Origin of the sequence: Micromonospora parva (assembly GCF_040649675.1) — a bacterium.
GTDB lineage: Bacteria > Actinomycetota > Actinomycetes > Mycobacteriales > Micromonosporaceae > Micromonospora > Micromonospora parva.
Map to the genome: position 1 here is coordinate 87415 of NZ_JBEZFX010000006.1, position 9709 is coordinate 97123.

General features: G+C 72.6%; 6 protein-coding genes. 5 read left to right on the forward strand and 1 reads right to left on the reverse strand.

The window, feature by feature from the left end:
* Nucleotides 1–48 precede the first annotated feature (48 nt).
* Together AB0C03_RS16605 and AB0C03_RS16610 are read left to right on the forward strand one after the other, a co-directional pair.
* A complete protein-coding gene (locus AB0C03_RS16605; protein WP_030337790.1) occupies nt 49–822 on the forward strand; it encodes a hypothetical protein in 774 nt (257 codons plus the stop codon).
* A 267-nt stretch (nt 823–1089) separates the two neighbouring features.
* On the forward strand, nt 1090–3285 hold the full coding sequence (locus AB0C03_RS16610; RefSeq protein WP_030337754.1) for a transglycosylase domain-containing protein: 2196 nt from the start codon (nt 1090–1092) through the stop codon (nt 3283–3285).
* 4 nt (nt 3286–3289) lie between these two features.
* Here the strand turns inward: AB0C03_RS16610 and AB0C03_RS16615 are convergent, their stop codons facing one another.
* Nucleotides 3290–5137, reverse strand: coding sequence for a thiamine pyrophosphate-requiring protein (locus AB0C03_RS16615; protein WP_357637519.1), 1848 nt, complete (start codon nt 5135–5137; stop codon nt 3290–3292).
* A 92-nt stretch (nt 5138–5229) separates the two neighbouring features.
* Here AB0C03_RS16615 and AB0C03_RS16620 point away from each other — a divergent pair, with 92 nt between their 5' ends.
* From AB0C03_RS16620 to AB0C03_RS16630, 3 genes are all read left to right on the forward strand, one after another.
* Nucleotides 5230–6078 (forward strand): TrmH family RNA methyltransferase, encoded by an 849-nt coding sequence (locus tag AB0C03_RS16620; RefSeq protein WP_245233776.1) that lies wholly within the window; start codon nt 5230–5232, stop codon nt 6076–6078.
* A gap of 46 nt (nt 6079–6124) precedes the next feature.
* On the forward strand, nt 6125–7576 hold the full coding sequence (gene argG / locus AB0C03_RS16625; RefSeq protein WP_030337757.1) for an argininosuccinate synthase: 1452 nt from the start codon (nt 6125–6127) through the stop codon (nt 7574–7576).
* Between the two features lie 65 nt (nt 7577–7641).
* Nucleotides 7642–9360, forward strand: coding sequence for a PucR family transcriptional regulator (locus tag AB0C03_RS16630; RefSeq protein WP_455644282.1), 1719 nt, complete (start codon nt 7642–7644; stop codon nt 9358–9360).
* Nucleotides 9361–9709: the final 349 nt, after the last annotated feature.

The window sequence follows — 9709 nt, forward strand, 5'->3', positions numbered from 1 at the left end:
GGCGCCCCGGCGCGTCGGTGCACCGCTCGACGACGAGCGAGGTGACGCATGAAGGATCCGGCGAATCGGATGTGGTCCTCGGCCCCGGTGCCCGGCGCGCACGACCCGGTCGCCCCGCTGGGCTCCCGGCGCAGCGGCGGCGGGTTCGGCGTACTGCCCTTCGTCGGCGAGCCGACCCCGGGCGCCCCCGCCACGAACGCCAGTTGGGCCTGGTCAGTGCGTCGGTTCGCCCGGGCGGCCGTCTGGCTGCTGCCCGCGTACGCCATCCTCTACGGCGCGGTGGCGATGGCCAGCGACGGAGGGGTGGGCAACGACCCCTATCCGGCCGACGGCCAGGCGGTGTACCTCATCGGTTGGGTCGCCGCGGTCTGGCTCGGCCTGCTCGCGCTGCTGGCGCTCACCGGGCTGCTGGCCGCGACCCGCAGCCGCCGGGTGGCCGCCGCCGGGCTGCTGGTCAGCATCGCCGGCACCGTGCTCATGCTGCCGTTCGCCGGGTTCGAAGAGCAGACACCGGTCTTCGGCACCACCGCGCGGTCGCTGGTCCTGCTCGGCGCGACGTTCTACAGCGCGGGCTGGTTCCTCACCGGGTGGGCGGTGGCCCGCTCGGGCACCTTCAGCCTCGGCGACGGCGTCATGCTGATCATCGCCGCGCCGCTGCTCGGCCTCGGCGGGGCACTGATCGGGTCGCTCCAGACCTTCGGCGCGATCTTCGTGCTGATCGCCGGCATCGGCATCGGCTACCGCTCCGGCCGCCTGATGCCCCGCGAAACCGCCAGAGACGCCGCCTCCGCCAGCCTCAGCACCCCCAACCCCAACCCCTAACCCCCGGCCAGCCCCACCCCGGACCTCGGCCAGCTCCGGTGATCATGAGGTTGACGGGCGATTCCGTGATCAAACCTCCCGCTAACCCCATGATCATCGGAGCGGGGAGCGGGGAGCGGGGAGCGGGGAGCGGGGAGCGGGGAGCGGGGAGCGGGGAGCGGGGAGGCAGCCGCTGGCTGGGGGTTGGCTGGTGGGGGGCCGTGAAGTTGGTGACAATCGGGCTCTGGGGGTGGTCGGTTGGCGGTTTTTGTGGCAATCCTGGGTTGCATGGCCGCCCCCCGCTCGCCGCTGTCGCGGCTGTTCACCGTGCTGCTCGCCGGAGTGTTGGCCGGGCTCGTCCTGGCCGTCGCCGCGCTGCCGGGCAACCTGCTGCTCGGGCTCACCGCCCGCTCCGCGCTCGGGTCGTACGCCGCGTTGCCGGCCTCGCTGAAGACCCCGGCCACGCCGCAGCGTTCGTACCTGTACGCCAACGACGGCAAGACGCTGATCACCACGTTCTACGACGTGAACCGCACCGACGTCCCGTTGTCCGAGATCGCCCCGGTGATGCGGCAGGCGATCGTGGCGGCCGAGGACCGGCGCTTCTACGACCACGGTGGCGCGGACCTGCGCGGCCTCGCCCGGGCACTGGTGGCCAACGTCAAGGGCGGCGGCACCGAACAGGGCGGCTCGACGCTGACCATGCAGTACGTCCGTAACGTGCTGAAGACCGACCCGACCCGCACCGCCGAGGAGCGCGCCGCCGCGACCGACCCGACCGTCGGTCGCAAGATCCAGGAGATCCGGTACGCGAGCGCGCTGGACAAGAGCCTCGGCAAGGACGAGATCCTCGACAGGTACCTGAACATCGCCTACTTCGGCTCCGGTGCGTACGGGATCGCGGCGGCCAGCCAGCGGTACTTCGGCAAATCTCCGGCGCAGCTGACCCTCAACGAGTCGGCACTGCTGGCCGGTCTGGTGCAGTCCCCGGACGCGTACAGCCCGATCGACGGGGACAAGGAGCAGGCGCTGGCCCGCCGGTCGTACGTGCTGGACTCGATGGTCGCCACCGGCGCGATCACCGCCGCGCAGGCCGCCCAGGCCAAGACCGAGCCGCTGGCCCTGCGCCCCACCGCACAGCCCAACGGCTGCACCGCCGTCTCCCAGGGCCACGACGACTGGGGCTACTTCTGCGACTACCTGCGCCGCTGGTGGCTGACCCAACCGGCCTTCGGGGCCACCGTCGCGGAGCGCGAGCAGGCGCTGCGCTCCGGCGGCTACACGGTGGTCACCTCGCTGGACCCGAAGATCCAGGCCACCGCGCAGCAGCAGGCCACCAAGGTCTACTCCTACGACAACAAGCGCGCCCTGCCGATCGCGGCGGTCCAGCCCGGCACCGGGCGGGTGCTGGCGATGGCGGTCAACCGGCACTACAGCCTCGCCGACAACCCGGCCGGGCAGGCGAACTACCCGCACACCGTCAACCCGTTGATCTCCGGCGGCGCCAGCGTCGACGGGTACCAGGCGGGTTCGACGTTCAAGCTGTTCACCATGCTCGCCGCGCTGGAGTCGGGCCGTACCCTCTCCACCGGTTTCGACGCTCCCGCCAAGCTGCCCACCCGGTACGCCGCCGAGGGGCCGGGCAGCTGTGACGGCCGCTGGTGCCCGGCGAACGCCAACCCGGACTGGATGGACGGGTACCGGATGATGTGGGACGGCTTCGGCCGCTCGGTGAACACCTACTTCGTCTGGCTGGCCGAACAGGTCGGCCAGGACAAGGTGGTCGAGATGGCGCAGCGGCTCGGCATCACCTTCCGTGCCGACTCGGATGCCGCCTTCGCCACGGACAACGCCAAGAACTGGGGTTCGTTCACCCTCGGCGTGGCCGCCACCACCCCCCTCGACCTGGCCAACGCGTACGCCACGGTGGCCGCCGAGGGCACCTACTGCACGCCGCTGCCGGTGGTCTCGGTGACCGGCGCGGACGGTGCGAAGGTGCCGGTCGGGCAGCCCTCCTGCAAGCGGGTTCTCGACGCCGACGTCGCCCGCGCCGCGACCGACGCGGCGCGCTGCCCGGTGGGTCAGCAGTCCGCGTTCGGGCAGTGCAACGGCGGCACCGCCACCGACGTCGACGACATCCTCGACGGCCGGCCGGTGGCCGGTAAGACGGGTAGCTCGGAGCAGAACTCCACCGAGACGTTCGTCGGCTTCACCCCGCAGGTCGCGGTGGCCGGTATCGCCGCCAACCCGGACGACCCGGCCGACTCGGTGGGGTCGGCGGTGCAGGCCAAGGTGATCGACGCGGTCGCCCGGGTCATCGCCACCGCCGTGAAGGGCCAGCCGGAGAAGGCGTTCGCCGCACCGAGCAAGGAGCTGGCCGGCGAACCACGCCGCCCGGTGGAGCGCCCAGCGGTCCCCGACCGCCAGGAGCCCACCCAGGACCCCCGCTCAGCCCTGCAACGCTGGCTGGACCGCCGAGGCTGACGCCTCAGCGTTCGCGGCGGCGGGGGCGGTAGCTGGCCAGGGTGGCGGGGAGGCCGCGGCGGATGATGCCGGCCCAGTCGGTGTCGCCGCGCAGCACCGCCGCAGCGGTGTTGCGGGCCTGCTCGGCGGTGAAGTGCGGGGGCAGCATCAGCTCGGCCGGGTCGACCAGGGCGTTGATCACCACTGGTCGGTCGGCGGTGAGCGCCCGGTCCCAGACGTCGCGCACCTGCTCCGGTGAGTCGATCAGTTCGCCGTGCAGCCCGAGCACCTCCGCCCACTGGTGGTAGGCGATGTCCGGCAACTGCTGACTGTCCGGGAACATCGGCGTTCCCTCGGTGGAGCGCTGTTCCCAGCTGACGAACGCCAGGTCCCGGTTGTTGAGCACCAGCACCACGAAGCGCGGGTCGGCCCAGCTGCGCCAGTACTTCGCCACGGTGATCAGCTCGTTGACGCCGTTCATCTGCATGGCGCCGTCGCCGATCAACGCGACCAGCGGTCGGTCCGGGTGGGCGAACTTGGCGCTCAGCGCGTACGGCATGGCACCGCCCATGGACAGCAGCGTGCCGGACAGGCTGGCCAGCATCCCGGGGCGTACCTGGATGTGCCGGGCGTACCAGGCGGTGGTGGTGCCGCAGTCGACAGCGAGCAGCACGTCGTCGGGTAGCCGTTCGTTCAGGGTGTGGAAGAGCAACTGCGGGTTGACCGGTTCGGCGCTCTGCTCGGCCAGGTCGCGTTGCACCCGGCGCCACGCGGAGGTGGCCTCGGCGACCTCCGCCCGCCAGGCGGTCGGCCCGGGGCCGGGGCCCAGCTCGTTCAGCAGCGCCCGCAGGGTGGGGCGGGCGTCGCCGGTCAGGTTCACCTCGGTCGGGTACCGCAGCCCGAGCTGGGTGCCGTCCAGGTCGATCTGCACCGCGCGGGCCTGTCCGGGCGGCGGGTAGAACTCCGAGTACGGCATGTTGCTGCCCACGATGAGCAGCCGGTCGCAGCCACTCATCAGCTGCCAGCTGGGTCGGGTGCCGAGCAGCCCGATCGCGCCGGTCACCCACGGCTCGCGATGGTCGACGGCAGTGAAGCCGAGCAGCGCGGTGGCCACGCCGGCCCCGAGCCGGTCAGCGATCTCGCGGACCTCGTCGCGCGCGCCGAGGGCACCCTGGCCGACCAGCATGGCCACCCGCTGCCCGCCGCGCAGCACCTCGGCCGCCCGGCGTACGTCCGCCTCCGGTGGCACCGTCGGCGTGCTGCTCGGCGCGTTGCTGGTCTGGTAGTAGCCGTGCGCGTGCGGCGGGTTGGGCACGGCTGGCTCGTCCTGGATGTCCAGGGGCAGGACCAGGGCGGTGACGGTACGCCGGGCCAGCGCCGTCCGGCACGCCCGGTCGACCAGGTGGCGTACCTGCGCCGGGTTGTCGAGCTGGGCCAGGAACGCGGCGGCCACGTCCTTGTAGAGGGCGAGCAGGTCCACCTCCTGGTAGTAGCCGCCGCCCTCGGCGGTGGTCGCGGTGTGCCCGACCAGGGCGATCACCGGCTGGTGGTCGAGCTTCGCGTCGTACAGGCCGTTGAGCAGGTGGATCGCGCCCGGTCCGCTGGTCACCAGCGCGCAGCCCAGCGGGCCGCCGCCGTACTTGACGTGCGCGGAGGCGGCGAAGCCGGCGGTCTCCTCGTGGCGGACCTGGATGAACTGGGCCCGCCCGTTGGTGCGTTGCAGCGCGGAGGTCATGCCGTTGATGCCGTCGCCGGGATAGCCGAAGTAGCGGTGTACGCCCCAGCTGAACAGCCGCGACACGATGTGGTCCGCGACGGTCGGGCGCCGGGGCAGGGCACCCACTTCGCCGGGTGCCGTGTGGTCTGCGCTCACCTGGCTGGTCCTTCCCGTCGAGTCCGATACTCCGCCGGTCATTCCCCTTCTTCTTCGGACAAAACACCCCGCCGCGCGGGCGTCGGAGCGCGCTGCCCCGCGTCCGGCAGAATCGTCCGGTGCCCGTACACCAGATCACCGACCCTGACGACGACCGGATCGCCGACTACCGGGCGCTCACCGACGTCGAGCTGCGCACCCGCTGGGAACCACCGCACGGCCTGTTCATCGCCGAGGGGGAGTTGGTGCTGCGCCGGGCGCTGCGCGCGGGCTACCCGGCCCGGTCGTACCTGGTCGACGCCAAGCGGATCGACCAGCTCGCCGATCTGGACACCGGCGACGCGCCGGTCTACGCCGCCACCCAGGACGTGCTGCAACGGGCCACCGGCTTCCACGTACACCGGGGGGTGCTGGCGTCGTTCCACCGCCGGCCGCTGCCGACGGCGGCCGAGGTGCTCGCCACCGCGCGCCGGGTCGTCGTCCTGGAGGACGTGAACAACCACACCAACCTGGGCGCGATCTTCCGGGGGGCTGCCGCGCTCGGTGTCGACGCGGTGCTGCTCTCGCCGACCTGCGCCGACCCGCTGTACCGGCGCAGCGTCCGGGTCAGCATGGGTGAGGTCTTCGCGATGCCGTACGCGAAGCTCGACAGCTGGCCCGGGGGCCTGGACCAGGTGCGGGAGGCCGGCTTCACGGTGCTCGCCATGACGCCCGCGCCGGACGCCGTACCGATCCAGCTGTTGACCCCGGCGCAGCGGGAGCGGGCGGCGTTGCTGCTCGGCGCGGAGGGGCCCGGCCTCACCGCGGCGGCCCAGGCCGCCAGCGACGTGCGGGTGGTCGTTCCGATGCGCCGTGGCGTCGACTCGTTGAACGTCGCCGCCGCGGCGGCGGTGGCGTTCTGGGAGCTGGGCCGCGACGACCCGCCCTTCGGCGGCGAGTAGACCCTTCGGCTTGCATGGCCATGCGTTCTATTGCATAATTTTCCCCGTGTCCAAGGTTCTCACCTCCCTGCCCACGGGCGAACGTGTCGGCATCGCCTTCTCCGGCGGCCTCGACACCTCCGTCGCGGTCGCGTGGATGCGCGACAAGGGCGCGATTCCCTGCGCCTACACCGCCGACATCGGCCAGTACGACGAGCCCGACATCGCGTCGGTGCCCGGTCGCGCGCTCAGCTACGGCGCCGAACTCGGCCGCCTGGTCGACTGCCGCGCCGCCCTGGTCGAGGAGGGCCTGGCCGCGCTGACCTGCGGCGCCTTCCACATCCGCACCGGCGGGCGGGCGTACTTCAACACCACCCCGCTGGGCCGGGCCGTGACCGGCACCCTGCTGGTGCGCGCGATGGTCGCCGACGACGTCCAGATCTGGGGCGACGGCTCGACCTTCAAGGGCAACGACATCGAGCGGTTCTACCGCTACGGCCTGCTGGCCAACCCGATGCTGCGCATCTACAAGCCGTGGCTCGACACCGCCTTCGTCACCGAGTTGGGTGGGCGTAAGGAGATGTCGGAGTGGCTGCTGGAGCGCGGCCTGCCCTACCGGGACAGCACCGAGAAGGCGTACTCGACCGACGCCAACATCTGGGGCGCCACGCACGAGGCCAAGACCCTGGAGCACCTCGACACCGGCATCGAGACCGTCAACCCGATCATGGGTGTCCGGTTCTGGGACCCGTCGGTGGAGATCCCGACCGAGGACGTCACCGTCGGCTTCGACCAGGGCCGCCCGGTCACCATCAACGGCAAGGAGTTCGGCAGCGCCGTCGACCTGGTGCTGGAGGCCAACGCCATCGGCGGCCGGCACGGTCTGGGCATGTCGGACCAGATCGAGAACCGGATCATCGAGGCCAAGAGCCGGGGCATCTACGAGGCGCCCGGCATGGCGCTGCTGCACTACGCGTACGAGCGGCTGGTCAACGCCATCCACAACGAGGACACCCTGGCGAACTACCACAACGAGGGCCGCCGCCTCGGTCGGCTGATGTACGAGGGCCGCTGGCTGGACCCGCAGGCCCTGATGCTGCGCGAGTCGCTGCAACGGTGGGTCGGCACGGCGGTCACCGGCGAGGTGACGCTGCGGCTGCGCCGGGGCGAGGACTACTCGATCCTGGACACCACCGGCCCGTCGTTCAGCTACCACCCGGACAAGCTGTCGATGGAGCGTACCGAGGACTCGGCGTTCGGCCCGTCGGACCGGATCGGCCAGCTCACCATGCGCAACCTGGACATCGCCGACTCGCGGTCGAAGCTGGAGCAGTACGCCTCCCTCGGCCTGGTCGGCGGCGGCAACCCGCAGCGCATGATCGGGGCCGCGCAGGCCGCCTCGACCGGCTTGATCGGTGCCATGCCCCAGGGCGGCGCGGAAGCCATCGCCTCCCGGGGCGTCGCCTCGCCGGAGGACGAGGCGCTCGACCGCGCCGCTATGGAGTTCGGCGTCGACTGAGCCCGGCGGTCCCGGCCCGCGGCGGCAAGTCGAGTTCCGGCGTCACGGACGGTAGCGTGTCGGCCGTGTTCCCTACCGTCCGTGAGATCCTCGCCCTGGACCCGGTCCGCCACGGCGCGCCGCGCGTGGTCGCCGGGGACGACGGGCTGGACCGACCCGTCCGCTGGGTGCACGTGGCCGAGGTGCCGGACATCGCCACCCTGCTCGGCGGCGGTGAACTGGTGCTCACCACCGGCATCGGCCTGCCCGCGGACGACGCCGGGTTGCGCGCCTTCATCGGCGACCTCGCCGACGTCGGCGTGTCCGGGCTCGTCGTCGAGCTGGGCCGCCGCTACCTCAGCGGGGTGCCCCGGGTGATGGCCGCCGCCGCCGACCGGCGCGGGCTGCCGCTGGTGGAGCTGCGCCGGGCCACCCCGTTCGTCCGGATCACCGAGGCGGTGCACGCGCTGATCGTCGACGCGCAGCTCACCGAGCTGCGCGCCACCGAGGAGATCCACCAACGGTTCAACGACCTCTCCGTCGAAGGCGCCGACACCGCCGAGGTGATCAGGCAGGCCGCCGAGCTGTCGGGTTGCCCGGTCGTGCTGGAGAACCTGTCCCGGCAGGTGCTCGGGTACGACCCGGCGGGCGAGAGCGCCGAACTGCTGCTCGACGGCTGGGAGCAGCACTCTCGCCGGATCCGCCCGGCCGGGCGGACCGCGTACGACCTGGACAGCGGCTGGCTGGTGACCACCGTCGGCGCCCGGGGGCAGGACTGGGGTCGGCTGCTGCTGCGCTGGCCGGCCAGCGGGGACGTGCCCAGCGCCCAGGCCGGCGAACCGACCGTCGGCCCACCCACCCGGCTCACCATCCTGATCGAGCGGGCCGCGTCCACCCTCGCGTTGGGCCGGCTGATCCGCCGCGACGCCGAGGGCCTGGAACGGCAGATCCACCGCACCCTGCTCACCGCGCTGCTCGACCACTCCCGCCCGGTGGACGAGGTGGGGCTGCGCGCCAAGGCGCTCGGCGTGGTGCTCGACCGGCGTCACCTGGTCGGCGTGATGGTCCGGCACCGCGCCGACGACGCCGCCGGGGAGGTCGGCCCCGAGGCCGCCCAGGCCCGGCTGCGGGATCTCGCCGAGGCAGTCGGGCAGGCGGTGCGGGAGGCGAAGCTGACCGCACTGACCAGCGCCGTCGACGACCACTCGGTGGGCGCGCTGCTGGCCCTACCGGACCCGGCCGCCGAGGACCGCGCGCTGTCCGCGTTCGCCAGCGCCCTTCATCGGGTACGCCTCGACGCCGGCACCGGCCGCGCGTCCACCGCCGGTGTCGACCCGGCCCGGGGTGCCGGCCCGGCTGCCGTGATCGTCGCCGCCGGATCGGGTGTGGGGAGCCTGCGGGAGGCCCGAAGGTCGCTCGTCGAGGCGCGGCAGATCGCCGAGGCGGCCCGCCGGGACCGGCGCGACCTGCCGATCTTCCGGCTACCCCACGTCGGTCTGGCGGGGTTGTTGCACCTGCTGCGCGACGAGCCCCGGTTGCAGACCTTCGTCGAACGCGAACTCGGGACGCTGCTGGAGTACGACGCCCGGCACCCCCGGGAGCAGCTGCTCGACACCCTGCGCGCCTACCTGGAGCAGGGTCGTAACAAGTCCGCCGCGGCCGCCGCCGCCCACCTGTCCCGACCGGCCTTCTACGAACGCCTGGCCCGCATCGCCCGGATCCTCGACGTGGACCTCGACTCGGTAGAGGCCGCCCTGTCCCTTCACGTAGCTCTCCTGGCCCTGGAAGCGGTCCGAGCGCCCTGACGTGGCTCCTTGTGTTGCCGATTCGGCGGCGGCGGACGGCTCGGCGTCGGGGTGAACGTCTGGGTCGGGCACGCTTTGGAGCTGATGTCGTAAACGAATCATCCCCTGGCCTTACTCGGCCGGGCGCTGACTTCGGTGCGGCCCTGGGTCCGGCCCGGTCCTGGTTCGGCCTTGGGTCCGGTCCGGTCCTGGTTCGGCCTCGAATCCGACCCCGTCATGGTTCGGCCCTGGGCCCGACCCCGTCATGGTTCGGCCCTGGGTCCGGCCCGGCCCTGGGTCCGGCCCGGCCCTGGGTCCGGCCCGGCCCTGGGTCCGGCCCGGCCCTGGGTCCGGCCCGGCCCTGGGTACG